Below are 23,379 nucleotides of genomic sequence, written 5' to 3'. Positions count from 1 at the left end.
CAGCCTAGGTGGTGGGGACCGATCCGGTCGTCGAGGGTCAGGACTCCTGGGAGCCCTCGACCCAGGCGAGGTACTCCTCCGACACGGTGCCGGTGATGTACCGGCCGTCGAAGCAGCTCATGTCGAGGTCCTCGACATCCGAGCCCTCGAGGATCGCGGCCTTGAGGTCTTCGACCTCCTGGTAGACCATGTAGTCCGCGCCGAGCTCCTCGGCGATCTCGGGGATCGTCCGGCCGTGCGCGACGAGCTCCTGGCGTGAGGGCATGTTGATGCCGTACACGTGCGGGTAGCGCACGGGCGGCGCGGCGCTGGCGAACGTGACGGATTTGGCACCGGCATCCCGCGCCATCTGGATGATCTCTTTAGACGTCGTACCGCGCACGATCGAGTCGTCGATCAGGAGCACGTTCTTGCCCTTGAACTCACTCGACATCGCGTTGAGCTTCTGCCGCACGCTCTTCTTGCGCACCGCCTGGCCGGGCATGATGAACGTCCGGCCGATGTAGCGGTTCTTGTAGAAGCCCTCGCGGTACTCGAGGCCGAGCTTTCGCGCGACCTGCATCGCGGCGGGGCGCGACGAGTCCGGGATGGGCATGACGACGTCGATCGTGCCCTTGGGCGTGTACTTCGCGATGGTGTCGGCGAGCCGCTCGCCGAGGCGCAGCCGCGCCTCGTAGACCGAGATGCCGTTCATGATCGAGTCGGGTCGGGCGAGGTACACGTACTCGAACGAGCACGGCACGAGCTTCGGGTCGGCCGCGCACTGCTGCGTGTGCAGGTGCCCGTCGAGGTCGATGAAGATGGCCTCACCCGGCATGACGTCGCGGACGACCTCGAACTCGCCGTTCTCGAGCACGAGTGACTCGGAGGTGACGATCCACTCGTACGAGCCGTCATCCGCCTTGCGGGTGCCGAGGATCAGCGGGCGGATGCCGAACGGGTCGCGGAAGGCGAGCAGGCCGTAGCCGGCGATGAGCGCGATGGCGGCATACGATCCCTCGACGCGCTCGTGCACGCGCGAGACCGCCTGGAATAGCTGCTCGGGCTTGAGGTCGACACCCGAGATGGATGCCTGCAGTTCGTTGGCGAGCACGTTCACGAGCAGCTCGGTGTCGGAGCTCGTATTGAGGTGCCGGCGGTCCTTGTGGAAGAGCTCGTCGGTCAGCTCGCGGGTGTTCGTGAGGTTGCCGTTGTGGACGAGGACGATGCCGTACGGGGCATTGACGTAGAAGGGCTGCGCCTCTTCTTCACTGGACGCCGTGCCCTTCGTCGCGTAGCGGACATGGCCGAGCCCGATCTCTCCGAGCAGCGACCGCATGTCACGGGTGCGGAACGCCTCGCGCACCTGCCCCTTCGCCTTGGCGATGTGGAACACGCCGCTTCGCTCGGCCGTCGCGATCCCGGTCGAATCCTGTCCGCGGTGCTGCAGCAGCAGCAGCGAGTCGTAGACCTCCTGATTGGCTGCGCCGCGGCCGACCATCCCGACGATTCCGCACATGGGTGTTACTTCGCTCCGTCCGCGGCTGTGCCGTTAGAGTCCGAGCGGTTGGAGTACGAGCCGTCCGAGTACGCGCCGACCAGACGCACAGCGCCGCCATCGACGCCCTTCGCCCCCTGTTCGAAGTCGCCTTCCGGCCGATCGCCGCTGCGGACGACCCCGACCTGCCACGCGGCGATCCCGTCGGCAGACAGAGCGGATGCCGCGGCTGCCGCCTTGTCGGCGGCGACCACGGCAAGGAACCCGATACCGAGATTCCAGGTGCCCTCCGTCGAGGTGAGGTCGAGTCCGCCGAGATCGGCCAGCACGCGGAAGACCGGAGGCGGTGACCAGGTCGACCGGTCGACATCCACCCAGGTGTCCTGCGGCAGAACGCGCGCGAGGTTGGCAGCGATGCCACCGCCGGTGACATGGCTGAGCGCCTGCACGGCGCCCTTGGATTCGGTGATGAGGCGCAGCAGCGGCTGGGTGTAGAGACGCGTCGGTTCGAGCAGGGCCTCGCCCCACGTCGTGCCGAGGTCGGGCGCGTTGTCGCCGTACTGGATGCCGGCCCGCGCCACGATGTGGCGGACGAGCGAGTAGCCGTTCGAATGCAGCCCGCTCGAGGCGAGCGCCAGCACCACGTCGCCTTCGCTGACGCGGTCGGCCCCGAGCAGTCCGTCGGCTTCGACGACCCCTGTCGCCGCGCCCGCCACGTCGTAGTCGTTGATGCCGAGGAGGCCGGGGTGCTCCGCGGTCTCGCCGCCCACGAGCGCGGTGCCGGTCTCGGCGCAGCCGGCGGCGATGCCGCGCACGATGTCTGCGATGCGCTCGGGGAAGACCTTGCCGCACGCGATGTAGTCGGTCATGAAGAGCGGTCTCGCACCGACCACGACGATGTCGTCGACGACCATCCCGACCAGGTCGAGCCCGATCGTGTCGTGCTTGTCGATCGCCTGGGCGATTGCGACCTTCGTGCCGACGCCGTCCGTGCTCGTCGCGAGCAGGGGTTTGGCGTACGCGCGAAGCGCCGAGGCGTCGAACAGTCCCGCGAACCCGCCTACTCCACCCATGACCTCGGGGCCGTGGGTGCGGCGGACGGCGGACTTCATGAGCTCTACCGCGAGGTCGCCTGCAGCCGTATCGACGCCGGCTTCGGCATAGGGATTCACGGGGGCGTCGCGAGAGGGGGAAGCCACGGCTCCAGCCTACCGGCGGCATTCCTGGGCGGACGCCGAGCGGCCGAGACCGCGGCCCTGGTCCGCGGCATTGGTCCGCGGCATTCTGTCGAGACCTGGGGGCTCCACCGAGACCCGCGCGGCAAGCGCCCGGTGTCGGCGTCGATGCCGGCGCTCGACGTCGATGGCGGGCGTCAGCGGCGTGAAGATGCCGGAGACGACGTCGGACCGCGGTTCTAGAATGGGGTCATGGGCGGCATGGGAGGCACGGGCTCTCCGGAGTGGCTGATCCGCGAGGATGCGAGTCAGCCCGTCCTGCTCGCGCTGTTCCTGCGGCAGGTGCTCGGCATCCGCTCGCCCGACGAACTTCCGCACCTGCGCGGCATCCCGCCTCGCGCGAACGATCGCAACGAAGACGCTCAGGCTCTCCTCGAGCGCCAGTGGCGCGAGTACTGGGCCATGACGGTCGAGCCGCAAGCGCACCCGTCGCCCGTGCCGCTCGATCTCGTCGACGGATACGAGACGCTCCTCGCACTTCCGACCGAAGGTGCCGACGCGCTGCGGAGCGCCATCGTCCCCCACGCGCCGGAGGCGCTCGCATTCGCCCAGTCCGCGCACGCCCGCTATCGGCGCGATGCCGGCTCGGGCACCGCGTACCGCGCGTACGCGAGTGCGATCGCCGAGCACGAACGCCAGGTGGGCCGGCGCGCGCACTCGTTCGAGCTCAACGTGCAGGTGCTGCCCCTCAGTCAGCGAGGGGTGTGGTGGATCGGTTCACTCACGGTCGCCGTGACCGATGGCCTGCGGGGGGATGTCGTCGCCTTCGACGCCGCGATCCACCCCATCATCGCCGAACTGGCGTGACCGTCGCCGAATCGGCGCGACGAGGGGCTCAGTCCTCGGGGTGCACCCTCAGATGGTCGACGATCACTTCACGCGTGTGACGCGATGAGCGGCGGTCGAAGATCAGCGCGACGATCCCGCCGACCGCCAGTCCGACGGCGATGCAGATGAGCGCCAGGAAGCCGAACACCTGACCCTGCGAGTAGATGAGGCCGGTGTTGGGGCTGATGCCGTCCGTGCCGCTGAAGGCCAAGGTCAGGATCAGGGCGACGATGATGCCGAGCCCCGCTCCGACGAGCAGGAAGACGGAGAACTTCGGCGCGCGACGCACGCGCACCCTCTCGACGTGATCATCGATGTGCGGGCCCATGGCTCCATTGTCCCACCGTCCGGCGCGGGCGGTGCCGGCTTCTCGCTCGATTCACGGCCGCAACGGCAGCAGGCTGGAGACATCGGCGCGGGTGCCCGAAGCGAGGATCCGGCCGGCGGATGCGGCATCCGCCCATTCCTCGTCACCGAGCGCCAGGGCGATCCACGTCTCGGGGTCGGTCTCGACGACGTTCGGCGGTGTGCCTCGGGTGTGACGCGGACCCTCGACGACCTGCACAGCGCCGAACGGCGGAACCCGCACCTCGACGCTGTGACCGGGAGCCTTCTCTGCGAGCAGCTCCAACAGGTAGCGGACCGAGGTCGCGAGATCGCCGCGCTCCGGAGCGCCCGCTGCGGCGCGCACCGCCGCGAGCGCGGCGCGACCGGCGTCGGTCGAGATCCTGCGGGGCATGGCTCCACGGTAACCCGGTCATCCCCCGCCGGTGCGGGCGCACCGTGCTGGATAGGCTGGCCGGGTGAAGATCCTGGTCCTCGGCTCGGGCGCGCGCGAGCACGCCATCATCCTCGCCCTGCGCTCGGAGGACACCGTGCACGAGGTCTTCGCGGCGCCCGGCAACGCCGGCATCGCACGAGACGCGAGCATCATCGGGATCGATCCGAACGATCCCGCCGCGGTCACGGTCTTCGCGAACGAGCACGCGATCGACCTCGTGGTGATCGGTCCAGAGGCTCCACTCGTCGCGGGCGTCGCGGATGCGCTCCGGTCGCGGGGCATCCCCGTCTTCGGTCCGGGGCGCGCCGCTGCGCGACTCGAGGGATCCAAGTCCTTCGCGAAGCGGATCATGGATGCCGCAGGCGTGCCCACCGGTCGCGCGGTTCGCGCCGCGACCCGAGCCGCCGTCGCGTCAGCGCTCGATGACCTCGGCGCACCGTATGTGGTGAAGGCCGACGGACTCGCGGCCGGCAAGGGCGTCATCGTCACCACCGACCGGGAGGCAGCGCTCGGCCACGCCGATGCGTACCTGCCGGCCGGATCAGTGCTCGTCGAGGAGTTCCTCGACGGGCCGGAGGTCTCGCTCTTCTTCCTGAGCGACGGCGACCATGTGCTCCCCCTCGCCCCCGCGCAGGACTACAAGCGGCTCGGCGACGGCGACGAGGGACCCAACACCGGCGGGATGGGCGCGTACTCGCCGCTACCGTGGCTCAGCGAGCGATTCGGCGGCGAGGAAGAGTTCGTCGACCTCGTGACACGAGAAGTCGCCGAGCCCGTCATCCGCCGACTCGATCAAGAGGGCACGCCGTTCATCGGCCTGCTGTACGCGGGGCTCATCCTGACCGAGCAGGGCGTCAAGGTCATCGAGTTCAACGCGCGATTCGGTGATCCTGAGACCCAGGTCGTGCTGCCCAGGCTCGTCGATCCGCTGTCCGAGCTGCTGCTGGCTGCGGCATCCGGGAATCTCGAGGATCTGCCGCGCCCCGCGTTCGCCGATGCTGTCGCCGTGACCGTCGTCCTCGCCAGCGAGGGCTACCCGCAGGCGCCCATCACCGGGCGTCGGATCGGTGGGCTGGATGCCGCAGCCGCCGTCGAGGGAGTGCACGTCGCCCATGCGGCGACGGAGGTCAGTGGTGATGGCCTGATCGCGACCGGCGGTCGCGTGCTGAACGTCGTCGGACTCGGCACGACGTTCGCCCAAGCCCGCGACCGGACGTACCGCGCCCTCGCGGAGATCACCCTCGAGGGCGGGCAGCACCGCACCGACATCGCCGAGCGCGTCGTCGAGCAGTGAGCTGATCGACCACAGGGGACCGCCGCAGGTGCGCAGCCAGGCTTCACGCACCGATCGTTGAGTGCCATCATCGTGTAGAGGGGGCTCATGAGCGCGGTCATCGAACTGGAGCTCGGTGCCGGACCGACACCAGGCACCTACTCCGTGCACGTCGTGAAGTCGATCGCGGGCGGCGAACCGTCCGCGACGATCTCGCTCGACATCGACGATGTCTTGGACAGCCTGCCGCAGATCGAATCGAGCATCCTCGCCTCATCCGTGTCGGCACGGCGCGTGATGTCGATCCGTGAATCGGCGGTGCAGAGCATCGGGGTCCGCCTCTTCGACGCCGTCTTCACCGGCAGGATCGGCGAGGTCTATCGAGCGAGCAGCGCGGTCGCGGCGGAGCGCGGTCTGACGCCTCAGCTGACGCTGCGGCTGACTGCGCCCCGGCTCGCGGCGCTGCCCTGGGAGGCGCTCTACGACTCGGAGGCCGGGCGGTATGTCAGCCGCAAGGAGCCGCTCGTCAGGCGGGTCTCATCGCCCTACGCCGGGAAACTCTCGCCGGTGGGCGCGCCGCTTCGCATCCTCGGAATGGTTTCGTCACCGCGAGGCCTGGAGGCACTCGACGTCGAGGCCGAGAAGCAGCGACTCGAGTCGGCTCTCGCAGCCCACCTCGAAGACGGAAGCGTCGAACTCGTCTGGCTCGCCGACACCTCGTGGGGCGGACTCCACAGCGAGCTGCTGACAGGGCAGTGGCACGTGCTCCACTTCATCGGCCATGGGGGATACGACGATGCGGCCGACGAGGGACTCATCGCGCTCGTGGGGCGAGACGGCCGTGCCGACTTCGTTTCAGCGAGCAGTCTCGCGGATCTGCTCAACGAGGCGAGCAGCGCGCCCCGTCTCGTCGTGCTGAACTCCTGCCAATCGGGCTCGACGGGCACGTCGGATCTGTTCGCCGGAACCGCTGCGACTCTCGTCCACAGCGGCATCAATGCCGTCGTCGCGATGCAGTTCGCGGTGAGCGACTACGCGGCCCTCGCTTTCGCACGCAGCTTCTACATCGCACTCGCGTCGGGCCGCCGCATCGACGAAGCCGTTCGGAGCGGTCGCATCGGGATCCTCGGGATCACCCGCGACACCCTCGAGTGGATCACCCCGGTGCTCTACCTCGGTGGCGACGACACGAGCCTGCTGGATCCGTCAGCAGCGATCCCGACCCGGTCGGCCGAGCCCTCTGCCGTCGCGCCGACGACGGTCGGGGCCGCCGCGTTCGCCTCCGCGGTGCCCGACCCTGCCGCCCGGCCGACCGCCGCGCCACCGGTCCCTCCGCCCGGTGCTGTGCCAGCCGTGGTCGAACCGGTTCCGGTCGAGCCCGCGTTGGTCGAGCCTCCGGTGGGCGAGTCGGCCGTCGAGCCTCCGGTGGGCGAGTCGGCGGTCGAGCCTCCGCCGGTGCCACCACCGTCAGTCGAGCGGTCCGCGTTCGGGCCCACCCCGGATGGGCCGGTCACAGCCGAGCCGGCGGCGTTCGGGCCGACTCCCGTCGAACCAGTCTCAGCCGAGCCGAGCGCATTCGGGCCCATCTCCGTTGAGCCGGCCCCACCAGAGCCCACAGCATTCGGGCCGACCTCGGCGGAGGCCCTCGCGGTGGCCGTCGGTGCCACATCCGAGCCGGTCGAACTCGAGTCCGCGCCCGTCGAGGTCACCGCGCCCGAACCGAGCCCGGTCGAAGTCGAATCCGCACCAGTGGAGGTCACCACACCTGAGCCGAGCCCGGTCGGGTCGGTTCCGGTCGAACCCGAAGTGCCTGAACCCACCGTGGCCGAGCCGAGCCCGGCCGAGCCGGCTGCGCCCGAGTCGACCGAGGCCGAAGGGACCTCAGCGCAGCCCGCACCTGTCGAGGCGTCGACACCCGAGCCGAGCCCAGGCGAGCCCGCCACCGTCGACGCCACGACACCCGAAGCCGAACCTGCAGCCGGAGCATCCGAACCGACGGCGACCCTCCCCGCCGCGGCCGATGCTGCGACGGCCGAGCCCGAGGCACGCGGACACACCCAGGTCGGTCCGGCCGCGGCCTCCTCGGTCGGCATCGCCACCGAAGCGCCGATCGCCGGCGTCGCAACCCCGCCGACCTCACCGCCCGCACCGCCTGCACTGTCCGGAGGCGAGCCCCCGGCCGGCGGCGCACCGCCGGTCGGGGGCGACGCACGCCGCCGGCGAATCCTGGTGCTGTCGGCAGTGGGCGGAGCAGTCCTGCTCGCCGCCGGGGCGGTGGTGGCGATCGTCCTCGTCAACGCGGGTGCCGGAAACCACGGGTCCGGTGCGACAGCGAAACCGCAGGTATCCGAGACGTCCGTCGCGCCGACGCCGACCAGTATCCCGGTCGCGGTACCGGCAGCGGTGGATTGGACCGAGTCCGGGGTCGACTGCGCGCCCGGTCTCGTGATCGACGTGGCCGCGACTGGATCGGTCGTCCCCGGCGAGGGAGTCACCAACGGGCCGAATGGCTGGACGTCCGCGTTCCTCGATTCGAACGTCCTGGCTGACGTCCAGCATGCGGCTCTGCTCGGGCGACTCGGCAGCGGCGATCCCTTCTTCATCGGCAGCGAGCGCACTGTGATCTGCCCTGACACGGAGGATGGACTCGAACTCGGCATCAACGACGACGGTCTCGACAACAACACGGGGAGCTTCGACGTGGTGGTCACGACCCGCCCGGATGTCGACGCTGCGAGCCTCGCCGCCAGGACCATCGAGGTGCCCGGCACGGTCGCGTGGACGCCGACCGGCATCACGTGCGTGACCGGTGATTCGTATCGCGTGAGCGCAACCGGCATCGTCACCTTCGAGGGCGCGACGGTCGAACAGGATGCCGGTCCGGATGGTGTTCAGGCCAAGGCGGACGGGACGATGCAACCTGGGAACGTCCTCACGACGGCGTCCCACCGTGGCCTGATCGCGAGAGTCGGAGAGGGCGACCCGTTCGCTGCGGGATCGTCGGTCTCGATCACGTGTCCGGCCGACGGCGCCCTCGAGTTCGGTCCGAACGATTCCGGCGTCGGTGACAACATCGGCGCCTTCGTGGCGACCGTCACCCGCCCCCTGCCCGCACTGCCCTGACCTGACCAGGACGACAACCCGCCCGAGTGACAGAGGAGCTCAATGAAGCTGGTGACATATACGACGAGCGATGGCGAGGAAGTGACCATCCAGGTCCCGGATGCGGCGGCTCAGCCCGACCTCGTCACTCGCGGGTGGGGCGCCGGCACGAGCACCGCCGACACGGTCCAGCGGGCGGAGGTCGGACTCGACAGCGCGCTCGCGCGCATTCAACCCGCGGTGCGCTCTCTCATCGCGCAGCTGCGGGAGCAGACCGACAACCCCGACGAGATCCAGGTCGAGTTCGGCATCCAGTTGAGCGTGGGCTTCGGCGCGTTCATCTCTGCAGGCACGACGTCGAACTTTCGCGTGCTCATGACATGGCATCCGTCGGATGATCGGATCCGCTCCGAGGTCGAGGATCCGATCGACCCCGGCCCCATGTACCCCGACCAGCCTTCGTTCGGCTGAGTCCCGCGCGCCGGCGTCACCACTCTGCTCACCGGAACGGCAGGGCGCTGTTCGGCCTGACATGATGGGTGCGGTCGCGCACGCGGAGACAGCGCGATGTCGTGAGGTGGAGGATCCGTGAGCACTACCGTCGAGCCCGTTCTCGCGAGCGGTCAGAAGTCGCGCACGCGGATTGACTCCACCGGCTGGAGGACTCACTGATGCCCGAAACCACCGCGATCATCGGCGGCGGCATCGTCGGCATCGCACTCGCCCGAGCTCTCACCGCACGCGGCGACGACGTCACCGTCCTCGAAAAGGAGGGCCGCCTGGCTCAGCACCAGACCGGTCACAACTCCGGCGTGGTCCATGCCGGCCTCTATTACAAGCCCGGCTCGCTCAAGGCGATCCTGTGCGCGGCGGGACGCTCGTCGATTCGCGATTTCTGCATCGAGAAGGGCCTTCCGTATCGCGAAGTCGGAAAGCTCGTCGTCGCGGTCGACGAAACTGAACTCGCGGCTCTCGCCGAGATCGAGCGCCGATCGATCGAGAACAGGGTTCCCGATCTCGACCGCATCGACGACGTCGCTCGGCTGCGCGAGATCGAGCCGCACGTCGCGGGCGTCGCCGCCGTGCATTCGCCGCATACGGCGGTCGTGGACTACGCGACCATCACCGAAGCGATGGCCCAGGACGTTCGAGCCGCGGGCGGATCGATCCGTCTCGGACACGAAGTCACCGGCATCCGTCTCGAGGGCGGCCGGGTGCGCGTCCTGACGCCGGTGTCCGATGACGTGTTCGACCGTGTGATCGCCTGCGCGGGGCTGCAGTCCGACATCGTCGCCCGCCTCGTGGGCGCCGACCCCGCGCCCAAGATCCTGCCGTTCCGCGGTGAGTACTGGGAACTGGCGCCCGAGCGGACGGGGCTCGTGAACGGCATGATCTACCCGGTTCCCGACCCGCGATTCCCGTTTCTCGGCGTTCACTTCACGCGAGGCGTGTATGACAACGTGCACGTGGGCCCGAACGCCGTGCCCGCTCTCGCGAGGGAGGGCTACGGCTGGCTGTCGATCTCGCCGAAGGACACATGGGACTCGCTGAGCTGGCCCGGTGCGTGGCCGCTCGCGAAACAGCATTGGCGCATGGGCGTCGACGAGATCTCGGGATCGCTCGTCAAGCGGCTGTACTTCGGCAAGGCTCGTCGATTCGTTCCGGAGCTCGAGATGTCGGATCTCACGCACAAGTCGGCTGCCGGGGTACGCGCCCAGGCGTGGGGCCGCGCCGGCGAATTGCTGGACGACTTCGCGGTCGATCAGATCGGGCCCGTCACGGTGCTGCGCAACGCCCCGTCACCCGCCGCGACCTCGTCGATCGCAATCGCCGACTATGTCATCGCGAACTATCTGAATCCGACCGCAGCCTGAACCGGCTAGCTCTCCGCGACCGCCTCCGCACGTGCGGCGTTCCACGCGTTCGTCGAGGACGTGAGCTTGGGGCGCCGCAGGAAGCACACCGCCACGAGGCCGACCAGCAACGCGCAGGCGGGAAGAAGGATCGACTGCGCCATGGCCTCTGAGAAGCCGTCGATCACGAACGGCGGCAGCGTTCCGCCGCCGAATCCGCCCGTGGCCTCGGAAGCACCGGGAAGATTCGCCTCGAGACGGTTCTGCATGAAGGCCGCGATGGCCGCCGAGCCGATGACCGAGCCGACGGTACGCGTCGTGTTGTAGATGCCCGCGCCGGCACCGGCCTGATGCATCGGCAGGTTTCGCGTCGCAGTGGTCGCGAGCGGCCCCCACATCCCGGCGTTGCCGATGCCCATCAGGGCGGAGGGAAGCAGGAACATCCAGATCGGGGTGTCGGCGTTCATGAGCGTCGAGTACCAGAACAGCGATCCAGCCACGGCGAGCAGACCCGGGATCAGAAGGAACCGCGGATCCGTGCGATCGAGGAGCTTGCCGGCGAATGGCGCGAGCACGCCCGACAGGAGTGCCATCGGGATGAGGAGCAGCGCGGACTGGGTCGGGGTGAGCCCGCGGGCGAGCTGGATGTAGAACATCAGGGGCAGCGACATGCTCGTCACGGTGAATCCGACGGTGGCGATCGCAAGGTTCGAGATGCTGAAGTTGCGCTCCTTGAACAGCTCCAGCGGAACGAGCGGCTCGCTCTTCGTGCGCGCCTGCGTCCAGATGAAGATGCCCCTGACGATGACGCCGGCGATGATCATTCCCCATACCGTGATCGGTCCCCAGATGACGCCCCAGTCGTAGTGCTCGCCCTCCTGCAGCCCGAACACGATGAGGAACAGGCCCACCGCGCTGAGAACGACACCCGTGATGTCGAACCGATGGGGATGCGTCTGCAGGTTGGGCACCAGGATCCAGGCCAGCACGAACGCCACGATTCCGACCGGGATGTTGATGAAGAAGATCCACTGCCATCCGAAGCCGTCGACCAGCAGGCCGCCGACGAGCGGTCCGACCAGGGTCGCGACACCGGCGGTGGCACCCCACAGCCCCATGGCTGCACCACGGTTCGCCGGCGGGAAGGTGCGGGTGATGACCGCCATGGTCTGCGGCGTCATGAGCGCGGCGCCGAGACCCTGGACGGCGCGGGCGATGATCAGCAGCTCGAGGGTGCCGGACAACCCACACCCGAGCGACGCGAGCGTGAAGACCACGAGACCGATGAGGTAGATGCGCTTCGGACCGAAGCGATCGCCGAGGCGGCCGGTGATGAGCAGCGGCACGGCGTAGGCGAGCAGGTACGCCGAGGTGACCCATACGACGTTGTCGAGGTTGTTGGTGTCGGGGTCGAGCGCCGCCTTGATGGCGGGGTTCGCGACCGAGACGATGGTCGTGTCGACGAGGATCATGAAGAACCCGATGACCAGCGCCCACAGCGCCGGCCACGGGCTGCGCTCATGGGTGGTGGATGCGGGTGCCTGAGTGCGCGGTTCGGTCATAGCCGTGCGGCCTTTCGTTGTTCGAGATAGCGCTGAGAGGGCTCGTGTGCTCCCCAGGGGAACTCCTCACCCTCGAGTCGCTGGATGAGGCGATCGAGCCACTGGAGGTCTGTCGCCTGCAGCGACTCCTCACGTTCGAGCTCGAGCAGATACTGGATGGGGACGCCCTTCGCGATGGCCCCGCGCAGGCCGATGGAGATTTCGGATTGAGCGGCCGCTCGGGCGGCCCGGTGGTCATGGAGCAGGGCGATGACCTCGACGCGATCGAGGTTGTGCGCTTCGGCGAGTGCGATGCGGAATTCGGAGGGGTGGTCGACGCGGACGAGCTCGCGGCGCACCCATTCGGTCACGGCGGCGCTGCCGGCATCCGTCACGGCGTACGTGGTGCGCTCGGGACGGTTGCCGTCGCGGTCGACGCCCACCTCGGCGAGCAATCCGGCCCGTTCGAGCCGGGAGACCGTGTGATACACCGTGCCGTTCGTGATCGTGACGAGGCGATCGTCGCGGCGGATCCGCATCAGCCGGATCATCTCGTAAGGGTGCATGTCACCCTCGCCGAGCAGCGCAAGGACCACCACTCCGAGAGGGGTGAGTCGGTCGACCGCGTCTGGCATGTTTACTCCGGATTGATTAGTCCACATGGACTATACACCTCATCAGGGGTGTGCGAGGTCGGCGGGCAGGGATAGCGTGGCGCCCATGACGGATGCCGCCGCCGAGATGCGGGCCCACGAGATCTTCGATCCGATCGCCGACGAGTTCCTCGCAATGCCGGATGTCGACATCGGGCCGATGTTCGGCAGCGAGGGCCTGCGCGTACGCGGCAAGGTGTTCGCCTGCCTCACCTCGCAGGGGCTTCTCATGCTGAAGCTCCCCGCGGAGCGGGTCGACGAACTCGACGGCGCGCACGGCATCGAGCGCATGGTGATGCGCGAACGCGCCATGCGCGAGTGGCTCACGGTGCCGGTGGAGACATCTGACCGCTGGCACCCGCTCATCGGCGAGGCGCACGCGTTCGTCGACTCGATCACACCCTGACGTGGGCGCGCGTCGCGGCCGGGATAATGGGCGGGTGACGACCCCACTCGATCTGCCCGGCTGGCGACACGTGTACTCGGGCAAGGTACGCGATCTGTACGTTCCCGACCCGACTGCGGGTGCAGCAGACGGCGAGACTGACCGCTCCGAGCGGATGCTCGTCGTCGCGAGCGATCGGGTGAGTGCGTTCGACCACGTCCTCGCGCCGGGCATCCCCGGCAAGGGCGAGCTGCTCACGACGCTCAGCCTCTGGTGGTTCGACCAGCTGGCGGGCGCGGACGGCGGTCGCGGCATCCCGAACCATCTCGTCCCGTCGCATGTGCTCGGGCTCGGGGCGGACGGCGTGGCGAACACGCCTGACGATCTCGCCTCGCTGATCCCGCCTTCGGTCGCCGGACGCGCGATGGTCGTCAAAGGCCTCGAGATGATGCCGGTCGAATGCGTGGTGCGCGGATATCTCACCGGGTCGGGGTGGGCGGAGTACCGCGAGAGCGGAACCGTGTGCGGCATCCGGCTGACGGGAGGACTCGCCAACGGCGATCGTCTGCCGGCGCCGATCTTCACCCCCGCCTACAAGGCTCCTGCCGGCGAGCATGACGAGAACATCTCGTTCGACCGCACCGTCGAACTGGTCGGTGCCGATCGCGCCGAGCAGCTGCGGGACCTGTCGCTGGAGATCTACGAGCGAGCCGCGCGGACGGCTGAGGGGCACGGGCTCATCCTCGCGGACACGAAGTTCGAGTTCGGCGTCGACACCGCGACCGGCGGCGAGCAGGGCACCATGACTCTCGCCGACGAGGTGCTCACGAGCGACTCGTCACGGTATTGGGATGCCGAGACCTGGGCGGTCGGGACGACTCCCGACGAGCGGATGGCGAGCTTCGACAAGCAGATCGTGCGCGACTGGCTCGCGGCGAACTGGGATCGGTCCGGCGAGCCACCCGAGCTGCCGAGTGGGATCGTCGAGCAGACCGTGGCCCGCTATCGCGAGCTGCTCGAGCGCCTCACTCGCTGACGCTGTCGCTCGGGCTGACGAGGTCGTTCGAACGGCGTCCTGACCAGCCGAACGCCATGAGCGCAAGCTGAACCACGGCCCCGGCCCAGCCCAGGGGCAGGACGAATCCCCACCAGAAGACTGCGCTGAGTGCGATCCCGATGATCGTCACCACGACCCCGGCCGTCAGCCGCCACAGCAGCAGCACCCCGCCGGCGGCCTGGACGAGGCATGCGACGAGGAACACCGCCAGCAGCGGAACGGTGGTGGCGAATCCGGCCGCGCTCAGCGGCCCGTAGCCGTAAGCCGGGAAACCCATGACCCAGATGGGGCCGTGCCCCTCCGCCACACTGGCCATCGCGGGGATCGTGAACCATCCGAACCCGAGCCCGCCGATGATCGCCGACACCCCTGCGAGCCTCAACAGCCAGCCGGCGGCACGGTGCTCGGTCCCGCGGCGGTCGGACATGACGCCGAATCTACCGAGCCGGTGCGGCCGCCGCACCCGTGCAAGCACTCATCGCCGGGGTGAGGCGAGGAACGACGCGGAACCCGAGGAGCGCACGGATGCCTCGGGAATCAGATGTGGCGAGCGCGCGTTTCATATTCACATGAATGAACAGCTCGCGGCATCCGAGGACCGGCTCGCTGCCGCCACCGGCATGGGTGCCGTCACCCTCATGGTCGGCGACCTCGACGCCATGACGCGGTATTACCGGGATGTCGTGACTCTCCAGGTGCTGGCGGCCGACGGCGACACCGTCAGTCTCGGCCGGGCCGGGCGCCCGATCGTCGTGCTGCGGCACGACCCCGCGCTGCGCCATGCGGCACCCGGGTCGGCGGGCCTCTTCCACACCGCGATCCTGTTCGAGTCGCAGCCTGCGCTTGCCGCCGCCTTGTACTCCGTGGCGCGGCACGCTCCCAGCACGTTCACCGGGTCGGCCGACCATCTGGTCAGCCGGGCGTTCTACTTCACCGATCCCGAAGGCAACGGCATCGAGCTGTACTGGGACCGCGCTCGCACCGAGTGGTCGTGGGTGCACGGCCATGTCGAGATGGCGACGCTCCACCTCGACCCGAACGAGTTCCTGCGTGAACACCTCACTGAAGCGGCCGTGGGCGGAGCGACGGCGGCGGAGGCGGCATCCGTCGGTCACGTGCACCTCTCGGTGGGGGATGTCGCCACCGCACGCGCCTTCTACGTCGACGCTCTGGGGTTCGACGAGACGGCGGCGCTCGGCAACCAGGCCGTCTTCGTCAGCGCCGGCGGTTACCACCACCACATGGCGATGAACGTGTGGAACTCGCGCGGCGCTGGGCCCCGGATGCCCGCGCTCGGTCTCGCGCGGATCGACATGACCCTTCCCGACGATGACGCGCTCGGCGCCCTCGGCGAGCGCCTGCGCCACCACGGATTCGAGGTGCGGGATGACGGGCGCACGCTGAGCTTCGACGACCCCTGGAACAACCTGCTGCTGGCGTCGACGCAGACGGTTTAGACGGAGTCCCTCACGACCAGTTCGGTCTCGAGGATCGTGACGTGCCGGGGATGACGGTCGGCGAGCAGGTCGAGCAGCACGCTCGCCATCCGCTCGCCCTGCGCGAAGGACGGCTGACGCATGGTGGTCAGCTGCGGCACCACGGTCGTCGCGACCGGCGAGTCGTCGAACCCCATGATGGCCATGTCCTCCGGCACGCGGATTCCTTCGCGACCCAGGACCGCCAGCACACCACGAGCCATCAGATCGCTCGCGACGAAGATCGCATCCGGTCGCTCGACGCGCTCGAGCATTCGGCGCATCGCCGCCGCTCCCCCGTCGGCCGTGAAGTTGCCGTCCTCGATCGCACCCTCGGTCAGGCCGTGCGCCGCAATCGCATCACGGTAACCCTGCAGCCGGTCGATGCCGGCGGGCATGTCGAGGGGTCCGGTGATCGTCGCGATGCGGTGATGGCCTCGCTCGATCAGATACGTCGTGGCGTCACGGCCGCCTCGCACATTGTCGACGTCGACGTAGTAGTCGCGCTCGCGTTCGCGAGACGGACGCCCGCCGTAGACGACCGGCACCGAGCTCGCGATGCGATCGATGAACGTGTCGCTCGTATGGTGAGACACCACGATCGCGCCGTCGACGGCGCCGCTGCGCACGTAGCTCGTCGTCTTGTCGCCGGGGTCGTCGCTGGCGATGAAGAGGTTCAGGACGTAGTCGGAGCGGCTCAGGCGCGCGTTGATGCCTGAGACGATCGCTGCGAAGAACGGATCGCCGAAGAATCGGGTCGTGTCCTCGGGCACGATGAGCGCGATGGCGTGCGTCTGCCGGCTCGCCAGCGAACGGGCGGCGCGATTGGGCACGTAGTTCAGGTCGGCGATGGCGCGCCGGACCGCCTCGAGTGCCTCGGGGCTGACGGCCGTCGATCCGTTCACGACACGCGAGACCGTCGATCGTGAGACGCCCGCTGCCGCGGCGACCTCCTCGATCGTTACGGTGCCCCGAGTCGTGTCCGTGCTCATGCCGTTTCCCCCTCGACTGCTATCGCGCGACCGTCGCCGGCGCCAGGTCGAGTGCGCGCTCGCCGATGATCCGACTGTATTCCCGCCCACTGTCCTTCAGGGTCCGCAGCTGGGTGTCGTAGTCGACGCGCACGATGCCGAAGCGCTTCTCGTAGCCCCAGGCCCACTCGAAGTTGTCGAGCATCGACCAGTAGAAGTAGCCGCGGACGTCGACGCCGGCATCGATCGCATCCAGGATCGCCGCGAGGTGAAGGCGGAGGAAGTCGACGCGATCATCGTCGTGGACGCGGACTTCGCCGTTCTCGATGACGCGCTCGTCGTCGTAGGCGGCACCGTTCTCGGTGACGAAGAGTGCAACCCCCGCGGGCGCCGCGTACTCCTCCGAGACGCGCACCAGCAGCCGCGTGAGACCCTCGGGCTGGACCTCCCAGTTCATGGGAGTGCGCGGCAGGCCGCGCTCGTACCAGTGGATGTTCTCCGACGAGGGGAACGGCGAGTTGCCGGGGCGATCCGTGGGTGCCTCGCCGACGCGCGGAATCACCTCGGGGGCACGACCGCCGACCATCTCACCGTGGTAGTAGTTCACGCCGAGTGTGTCGATCGGTGTCGAGATGGCTGCGAGGTCGCCGGGAAGGATGGCGGCCTCGAGAGCTGCCGTCGCCTCGGCATCCGCAGCCCGGAAGTCCTCGACGATGTCGGCGGGATATGCACCACGGAACACCGGATCGAGGAACCAACGGTTGAACTGCCCGTCGATGCGACGCGCGGCGTCCAAGTCGGCGGGCTCGTTCGGATTGGCCGGATCCGCGACGGTGAGGTTCAGTGTGATGCCGAGGTTCAGGGATGCGTCACGCGCGCGAAGCTCGCGAACCGTCTGCCCATGGCCCAGAAGCAGGTGGTGCGAGGCGAGCATGCCCTCGGCGGCGCTGTAATGGCCGGGAGCATGCACTCCAGCGGTGTAGCTCAGGAATGACGAGCACCAGGGCTCATTGAGCGTGGTCCACACGTTCACGCGGTCGCCCAGGGCGTCGTGCATGTCGAGCGCGTACTCGGTGAATCGGTCCGCGGTATCGCGGTTCGCCCAGCCGCCCTTCTCCTGCAGCGCCTGCGGCAGGTCCCAGTGGTAGAGCGTCAGCCAGGGCAGGATGCCGGCATCCAGCAGCTCGTCGACCAGCCGCTTGTAGAAGTCCACGCCCTCTTCGTTGACCGGACCGCCGTCGGGGCGCACCCGCGACCACGACGTCGAGAAGCGGTAGGTCTGGAGCCCCATCGACGTCATGAGCGCGACGTCATCGCGGTAGCGGTGGTAGTGGTCGCACGCCACGTCGCCGTTGTCGGCGTTGATGACCGCCCCGGGAACGCGGCAGAAGGCGTCCCAGATCGAGTCCCGACGTCCGCCTTCGTGTGCGGCGCCCTCGATCTGGAAGGCGGCGGTTGCTGCGCCGAAGAGGAAGTTCGACGGGAATTCGCGCGCGGAAGCGGTCATGCGGGCGGAGTCCTCTCTCGTTTCGATGGTCACTGTGTCTGTCGTCCTTGGATTGAGTAGAGCAGCGCGGGTATCGGACTCAGCCCTTCACGGCGCCGGCCATGATGCCGCTCACGAGCTGCTTGCCGGCGAAGGCGAAGAGGATGAGAAGCGGGATCGTGGCCAGCAGCACGCCGGCGAGCACGATCGAGTAGTCGACGAAGTAGTTGGACTGCAGGAGCGACAGCGCGACGGGGAGCGTCGGGCTCTGGCGGTCGAGCACGATGAAGGGCCAGAAGAACTGGTTCCATGCGCCGACGAATGTGAAGAGGAAGAGCATCGCGGCGGCGGGTCTCGCTGCGACGACGCCGACCGTCCAGAACGTCCGGAGCATGGACGCCCCGTCCACGCGCGCCGCCTCGATGAGCTCGTCGGGCACGGTCTGGCTGAGGTACTGCGTCATCCAGAAGACACCGAACGCGCTGGTCAGCGCGGGAACGATGATCGCGCCGATCTGACCCGTCCAGCCCAGGTCCGAGAACAGGATGTACAGCGGAACGACACCGAGCTGCGTCGGCACGGCGAGGGTGGCCACCACGAAGATGAGCAGCCCCTTGCTTCCGCGGAAGTGGAGCTTCGCGAAGGCCCAGCCGGCGAGCGTCGAGAAGACGACGACGGATGCCGCGATCACGGTCGAGCTGAAGATCGAGTTCCACAGTGCGGGCCAGAAGTTCACGGCCTCGTTGTTCACGACCGTGAGGGCGTTGGCGATGAAGTTGCCGCCGGGGATCCAGGACATGTTCGGATCGTTGAGCGTCGACGCATCGCCCGAGCCGATCAGGAACGACCAGTAGTAGGGGAAGATCGCCGAGACGATCACGACGCCCAGTCCTGCGTAGACCCAGAATCCGGGGCGGGTGCCGCGGATGCGGGTGGTGCGCTGATTGCGGCGTCGGCGGCCGTCGTTGGGCAGGTTGTCTTCGACGACGGCGAGGGGTGGGGTGCTGATGGCGCTCACTGGACGGCTCCCTTCTTGCGGCGGCTGGTTCTGACGACTCCGCGGCCGCCTTCGTCGCGGACCAGCCGTCGGGTGATGGCGAGGTTGATGAGGCCGATGACCATGATGATGAGGAACAGGATCCACGCGAGCGCCGCGGCGCGGCCGAAGTTGAACTCGCCCCAGCCGATCCGGTACAGGTACAGCGTGATGGTCAGCCATTGCTGGTCGGCCCCGCCGTTGCCTTCCTGGTCGTACATGCGCGGCTCATCGAAGATCTGCAGGCCGCCGATGGTCGAGGTGATGATCACGAAGATCAGCGTCGGCCGCAGCGAGGGGAGCGTGATGCTCCAGAACTGGCGGAATGGACCCGCGCCGTCGACGGTCGCAGCTTCGTAGTACTCGCGCGGCACTGCCTGCATCGCGGCGAGGAGGATGAGGGCGTTGTAGCCGGTCCAGCGGAAGTTGACCATCGTCGCGATCGCGATGTGGCTCCAGAAGGGGTTCTTGTGCCACGGGATGGCGGGCAGTCCCCAGTTGGTGAGGACGGTGTTCACGAGACCGTGGTTGTCGCCGAACAGGTTGCTGAAGATCAGCGCAACCGCGACAGGCGCCATCACGAAAGGAAGTAGCACGCTCATGCGCCAGAAGGTCTTGGCACGGATGTTGCGGTCGAGCATCGCCGCGATGAAGAGCGCGAGGATGATCTGCGGCACCGACGACAGGATGAAGATGCTGAACGTGTTCCGAAGCGCGACCCAGAACTGCTCCTGGCCGAGGATCCAGATGTACTGCTGGAATCCGACGAACTCGCCGGTGTTGCGCACGAGATCCCATTCCTGGAACGAGATGACGGCGGTGTAGGCGATCGGGAAGAGTCCGACGATCACGAACAGGATGAAGAACGGCGAGATGTAGAGGTAGGGCGAGACCTTGAGGTCCCATCGGCTCAGCTTGTCGCTGAAAGACATGATGTGACGGGGAGTCCGCGCCGTCTTCTGGGCGGGCGAGTTCGGCGACGCCGTATCGCGTGTGTCAGTCGCAGTCACGTGAGGCTCCGTATCGGCGGTGCGGGCCGGGTGAGCAGCCCTGGGGAGGAGGAGGACAAGGGGACCGGGTTTCGACTCCGGAAAGTGAAGAGTGGGGGCCGCGGCGAGGCACGGCCCCCACTCTGTTCAGTCGACTAGAACGCTTCGACCTGCGCCACGTAGGTGTCCCACGCGGTCTGCTGGTCTTCGAGTCCGTCGAAGACCCGCGTGATGGCATCCTGCAGAGCCTGGTTGTACTTGAAGAAGTCCACGCTCTTGTAGGTGTTGACCGTGACCGCTTCGGAACGCTCACCGAAGATCGTGCCGGTCGGCGCGTCGTTGAAGTACGCGTTCGTCGAGTCGACGATCGCCGGCGAGCTCTGCGCCTCGATGACGCTGGGGTACTGACCGGCGTTGACGAAGGTCTTCTCCTGCGTTCCCGCCGAAGTCAGCCAGTCAGCGAGGGCGAGTGCCGCCTCGACGTTCTTGCCGTTGGCCGGAACGGTCAGGTACGAACCGCCCCAGTTGCCGCCGCCGTTGGGGAACGCGTTGGCGACGGACCAGCCGGTCACCTCGGGCGCGTTGCCCTCGATGATGCCGAGCATCCACGCGGGGCAGAGCATCGACGCGAACTCACCGTTGGCCATCGAGGCGTTCCAGTCGTCGCTCCACTGCGGGCCGTAGGCCGAGTTCGGGATGGCGCGCTCGACGACGGCGTTATACGCGTCCTCGGTCTCCTGGCTCGTGGTCGCGACGACCGTGCCGTCAGGCTCGTCGTAGGGGAATTCGATCTGGTTGATCATGCCCTGGAACACCGAGTGAGCCGAGTCGATCATCGGCTTGCCGGTGGCTTCCTTGTACTGGTCCGCCACGTCGAAGTAGTTGTCCCAGTCGCCGTCGAACAGCGCGGCGACTTCCTCCGGGTCGGTCGGCAGGCCGGCCGCCTCGAACAGGTCGGCGCGGTAGCAGATCGCCTGGGGTCCGATGTCGGTGCCGAACCCGACGAGACGACCGTCTTCATCGGTCGCGGCGGCTTCCTTCCAGTCCAGCCAGCGGCCCTTGGCGCTGTCGGGCACCTCGGCCAGCAGGTCGGAGTACTGCATCGCCTCGGTGAACCAGTCGACCTCGACGGCTTCGATGTCGGCGAGGCCTTCCTTTCCGAGCTTCGCGAAGAAGTTCGTGCGGGCGTCCTGCGAAACGGCAGCCTTGTTGTGGACGATCTTGATGTTCGGGTTCTCGTCCATGTACTCCTGGAGGAGTTCATCGTCGTAGCCGAAGTCGTTGAACGTTGCGAGCGTGAGCGTGATCGGCTCGTCGGGGTCGGCAGACGGCGAGTTGCCGGAGCCGCCCGCGCAGCCGGCGAGCACGATTGCGGTGGCCGAGAATGCGGCAACCGCTACGGCGCTCCGTCGGAAGGCACGTGAATTCACTGTCACTCCTTTGTGTGATTCAGGGTCGGATGTGTCTTACAGGGTGGTCGATCTCGGGTGATTGACCAGAGATCAGTGCGTCCATGGGAGCGTTCCCACGGAATGGACCCACGGTATGGGATCGCTCCCACGAATGTCAAGGGAGCGCTCCCATCGGTTTGGTCACGGTTTGGTTACACCCCTGTAAGTGGGTTTCGACAGTGCGTCGAGTTGCTCCGCCGACGGCGTGGCGGCCTCGGCCCGTAGACTGGAACACGACCCCTGCCCGCGACATCCGGAGCTCTCATATGCCCACCATCGTCGTCGACGTCATGCCCAAGGCCGAGCTGCTCGACCCGCAGGGAAAGGCCGTCTCGGGTGCGTTCTCGCGTCTCGGCGTGGACGAGTTCACGTCGGTGCGCATCGGCAAGCGGTTCGAGCTCACCGTCGACGGCGAGGTCACCGACGACATCCTGGCTGCAGCGCAGCGCATCGCCGACGAGATCCTCTCGAACTCGGTCATCGAAGACGTGGTCGGCATCGAGGTCGTGGAGTGAGCGCACCTTCACGCGCGCGCATCGGGGTCATCACGTTTCCCGGATCGCTGGATGATCGGGATGCGCAGCGCGCGATCCGCATCGCGGGCGCCGAGCCGGTGGCGCTGTGGCACGGCTCGCACGACCTCGAGGGCGTCGACGCGCTCGTGCTGCCGGGCGGCTTCAGCTATGGGGACTACCTGCGTGCCGGTGCGATCGCCGCACTCGCTCCGATCATGGCCGAGGTGAAGGATGCCGCGGCCGGCGGGATGCCGATCCTCGGCATCTGCAACGGCTTCCAGATGCTCGTCGAAGCGCACCTGCTTCCGGGCGGCTTGATCCGCAACGCGCATCAGCAGTTCGTCCGGCGCGACCAGCGGCTGCGCGTCGAGAATTCCTCGACTGCGTGGACTTCGGACTTCAGCCGCGGTCAGGAGATCGTCATCCCCCTGAAGAACGCCGACGGCGGGTACATCGCGTCCGACGACGAGCTGGACCGGCTGGAGGGCGAGGGTCTCGTCGCGTTCCGCTACCTGGGCGTGAACCCCAACGGGTCGCTGCGCGACATCGCCGGGATCGCCAACGAGGGTGGCAACGTCGTCGGCTTGATGCCGCATCCCGAGCACGCGGTCGAGCCGGGCTTCGGTCCCGACACGGCGGATGCGATGCGCTCCGGCGTGGACGGCCGTGCGTTCTTCACGAGCGCCATCGCCGCTGTGGTTGCGGCAGCGGCCTGACCTCAGCGGTCGCGGAGCGAGGAAGCGCCCTCTCAGACTGTGCCCGCGGGCGGCCAGACGCCGATGATGAGCGCCATGATGATCACGGTCACGAGTTCGTGGGCGATGTTGAGCACCGTGAGCGACGTCGGGCGGCCCTCGAAAGCATCGTGGGTGATGAAGCGCGCGGCCGTGAATCCTGCCCACAGGATGACCGCCGTGCCGAGCGCCCCGGCCAGGTAGCCGCCGCCATAGAAGTGCCATGAGATCGATGTCGCGCCGGCCAGCACCCACGCCGTGACGAAGCTGACGATCACGGTGGTGATGATCGGCCACAGCGCCGAGGCGCCGGGGCGATCCATGTCGACGTTCGCCAACCTGGCCCACCGCGTGCCGAACACCTTCGGCGTGTACCAGATCGAGCCCACCACCATGCTCGAAGCGGTCGCGAGCAGCACCGCCCAGTAGTTGATCTCGGGGACCATGACCGCCTCCTCCGCGCGGCTCCGCCGCTCGCGGTGAGCGTATCGCCGTGGTCGCGCCCGACCGGCCATCCCGCGCCGGTAACGTGAAAGG

General features: G+C 68.0%; 23 protein-coding genes. 10 read left to right on the top strand and 13 right to left on the bottom strand.

The features are described from left to right. Positions 1-37 precede the first annotated feature (37 nt). Together purF and purM are read right to left on the bottom strand one after the other, a co-directional pair. Positions 38-1,498 (bottom strand): amidophosphoribosyltransferase, encoded by a 1,461-nt coding sequence (gene purF, locus ABD188_RS04495; RefSeq protein ID WP_344058933.1) that lies wholly within the window; start codon positions 1,496-1,498, stop codon positions 38-40. A 5-nt stretch (positions 1,499-1,503) separates the two neighbouring features. Beyond that, on the bottom strand, positions 1,504-2,676 hold the full coding sequence (purM, locus tag ABD188_RS04490; protein WP_344058931.1) for a phosphoribosylformylglycinamidine cyclo-ligase: 1,173 nt from the start codon (positions 2,674-2,676) through the stop codon (positions 1,504-1,506). Between the two features lie 237 nt (positions 2,677-2,913). Here purM and ABD188_RS04485 point away from each other — a divergent pair, with 237 nt between their 5' ends. Continuing rightward, on the top strand, positions 2,914-3,519 hold the full coding sequence (locus tag ABD188_RS04485; protein ID WP_344066868.1) for a zinc-binding alcohol dehydrogenase: 606 nt from the start codon (positions 2,914-2,916) through the stop codon (positions 3,517-3,519). A 28-nt stretch (positions 3,520-3,547) separates the two neighbouring features. On the opposite strand, the gene ABD188_RS04480 is transcribed toward ABD188_RS04485, so the two are convergent. Both ABD188_RS04480 and ABD188_RS04475 read right to left on the bottom strand, forming a co-directional pair. Beyond that, positions 3,548-3,868, bottom strand: coding sequence for a potassium transporter Trk (locus ABD188_RS04480; protein ID WP_344058929.1), 321 nt, complete (start codon positions 3,866-3,868; stop codon positions 3,548-3,550). A gap of 51 nt (positions 3,869-3,919) precedes the next feature. Further along, complete coding sequence (locus ABD188_RS04475) at positions 3,920-4,279, bottom strand: sterol carrier family protein (RefSeq protein ID WP_344058928.1); 360 nt, start codon at positions 4,277-4,279, stop codon at positions 3,920-3,922. A 64-nt stretch (positions 4,280-4,343) separates the two neighbouring features. Between ABD188_RS04475 and purD the strand changes: the two genes are divergently transcribed. The 4 genes from purD to lhgO all read left to right on the top strand — a co-directional run bounded on the left by purD (position 4,344) and on the right by lhgO (position 10,570). Beyond that, on the top strand, positions 4,344-5,615 hold the full coding sequence (gene purD / locus ABD188_RS04470; protein WP_344058927.1) for a phosphoribosylamine--glycine ligase: 1,272 nt from the start codon (positions 4,344-4,346) through the stop codon (positions 5,613-5,615). An 87-nt stretch (positions 5,616-5,702) separates the two neighbouring features. Next, complete coding sequence (locus ABD188_RS04465; protein WP_344058925.1) at positions 5,703-8,717, top strand: CHAT domain-containing protein; 3,015 nt, start codon at positions 5,703-5,705, stop codon at positions 8,715-8,717. 42 nt (positions 8,718-8,759) lie between these two features. Continuing rightward, positions 8,760-9,167 (top strand): CU044_2847 family protein, encoded by a 408-nt coding sequence (locus tag ABD188_RS04460; protein ID WP_344058923.1) that lies wholly within the window; start codon positions 8,760-8,762, stop codon positions 9,165-9,167. 200 nt (positions 9,168-9,367) lie between these two features. After that, positions 9,368-10,570 carry an L-2-hydroxyglutarate oxidase gene (gene lhgO / locus ABD188_RS04455; protein ID WP_344058921.1) on the top strand — a complete coding sequence of 401 codons (1,203 nt, stop codon included), beginning with the start codon at positions 9,368-9,370 and terminating at the stop codon, positions 10,568-10,570. Between the two features lie 5 nt (positions 10,571-10,575). Here lhgO and ABD188_RS04450 read toward each other — a convergent pair whose 3' ends face one another. Together ABD188_RS04450 and ABD188_RS04445 are read right to left on the bottom strand one after the other, a co-directional pair. Continuing rightward, positions 10,576-12,111 (bottom strand): DHA2 family efflux MFS transporter permease subunit, encoded by a 1,536-nt coding sequence (locus ABD188_RS04450; RefSeq protein ID WP_344058919.1) that lies wholly within the window; start codon positions 12,109-12,111, stop codon positions 10,576-10,578. Next, a complete protein-coding gene (locus ABD188_RS04445; RefSeq protein ID WP_344058917.1) occupies positions 12,108-12,725 on the bottom strand; it encodes a PadR family transcriptional regulator in 618 nt (205 codons plus the stop codon). The genes ABD188_RS04450 and ABD188_RS04445 overlap by 4 nt, the downstream gene beginning before the upstream one ends. Positions 12,726-12,810: 85 nt before the next feature. On the opposite strand from ABD188_RS04445, the gene ABD188_RS04440 reads away from it, so the two are divergent. Further along, positions 12,811-13,149 carry a hypothetical protein gene (locus tag ABD188_RS04440; RefSeq protein ID WP_344058915.1) on the top strand — a complete coding sequence of 113 codons (339 nt, stop codon included), beginning with the start codon at positions 12,811-12,813 and terminating at the stop codon, positions 13,147-13,149. 34 nt (positions 13,150-13,183) lie between these two features. Next, a complete protein-coding gene (locus ABD188_RS04435) occupies positions 13,184-14,164 on the top strand; it encodes a phosphoribosylaminoimidazolesuccinocarboxamide synthase (protein ID WP_344058913.1) in 981 nt (326 codons plus the stop codon). Here the strand turns inward: ABD188_RS04435 and ABD188_RS04430 are convergent. Then, positions 14,154-14,612, bottom strand: a complete 459-nt coding sequence (locus ABD188_RS04430; protein WP_344058911.1) for a hypothetical protein — start codon at positions 14,610-14,612, stop codon at positions 14,154-14,156. The genes ABD188_RS04435 and ABD188_RS04430 overlap by 11 nt on opposite strands. A 142-nt stretch (positions 14,613-14,754) precedes the next feature. On the opposite strand from ABD188_RS04430, the gene ABD188_RS04425 reads away from it, so the two are divergent. Next, entirely contained in the window at positions 14,755-15,642 is an 888-nt protein-coding gene (locus tag ABD188_RS04425) for a VOC family protein (RefSeq protein ID WP_344058909.1), read from the top strand. Here the strand turns inward: ABD188_RS04425 and ABD188_RS04420 are convergent. The 5 genes from ABD188_RS04420 to ABD188_RS04400 all read right to left on the bottom strand — a co-directional run bounded on the left by ABD188_RS04420 (position 15,639) and on the right by ABD188_RS04400 (position 21,572). After that, a complete protein-coding gene (locus tag ABD188_RS04420; protein WP_344058906.1) occupies positions 15,639-16,652 on the bottom strand; it encodes a LacI family DNA-binding transcriptional regulator in 1,014 nt (337 codons plus the stop codon). The two genes, ABD188_RS04425 and ABD188_RS04420, sit on opposite strands and share 4 nt — an antisense overlap. A 19-nt stretch (positions 16,653-16,671) precedes the next feature. Next, entirely contained in the window at positions 16,672-18,138 is a 1,467-nt protein-coding gene (locus tag ABD188_RS04415) for a GH1 family beta-glucosidase (RefSeq protein ID WP_344058904.1), read from the bottom strand. 79 nt (positions 18,139-18,217) lie between these two features. Further along, entirely contained in the window at positions 18,218-19,135 is a 918-nt protein-coding gene (locus tag ABD188_RS04410; RefSeq protein ID WP_344058901.1) for a carbohydrate ABC transporter permease, read from the bottom strand. Next, complete coding sequence (locus tag ABD188_RS04405; protein ID WP_344066865.1) at positions 19,132-20,085, bottom strand: carbohydrate ABC transporter permease; 954 nt, start codon at positions 20,083-20,085, stop codon at positions 19,132-19,134. Before ABD188_RS04405 ends, ABD188_RS04410 begins: the two co-directional genes overlap by 4 nt. A 212-nt stretch (positions 20,086-20,297) precedes the next feature. Continuing rightward, entirely contained in the window at positions 20,298-21,572 is a 1,275-nt protein-coding gene (locus ABD188_RS04400; RefSeq protein ID WP_344058899.1) for an ABC transporter substrate-binding protein, read from the bottom strand. 287 nt (positions 21,573-21,859) lie between these two features. Here ABD188_RS04400 and purS point away from each other — a divergent pair, with 287 nt between their 5' ends. Both purS and purQ read left to right on the top strand, forming a co-directional pair. After that, entirely contained in the window at positions 21,860-22,108 is a 249-nt protein-coding gene (gene purS / locus ABD188_RS04395) for a phosphoribosylformylglycinamidine synthase subunit PurS (protein ID WP_344058897.1), read from the top strand. After that, entirely contained in the window at positions 22,105-22,824 is a 720-nt protein-coding gene (gene purQ, locus ABD188_RS04390) for a phosphoribosylformylglycinamidine synthase subunit PurQ (RefSeq protein WP_344058894.1), read from the top strand. Before purS ends, purQ begins: the two co-directional genes overlap by 4 nt. A gap of 32 nt (positions 22,825-22,856) precedes the next feature. Here purQ and ABD188_RS04385 read toward each other — a convergent pair whose 3' ends face one another. Beyond that, positions 22,857-23,288: a DUF1761 domain-containing protein gene (locus ABD188_RS04385; protein WP_344058892.1), complete on the bottom strand. Its 432-nt coding sequence runs from the start codon at positions 23,286-23,288 to the stop codon at positions 22,857-22,859. Positions 23,289-23,379: the final 91 nt, after the last annotated feature.

The organism is Microbacterium pumilum (assembly GCF_039530225.1).
Lineage (GTDB): Bacteria > Actinomycetota > Actinomycetes > Actinomycetales > Microbacteriaceae > Microbacterium > Microbacterium pumilum.
This window is presented reverse-complemented; position numbering and strand designations above follow the sequence as displayed.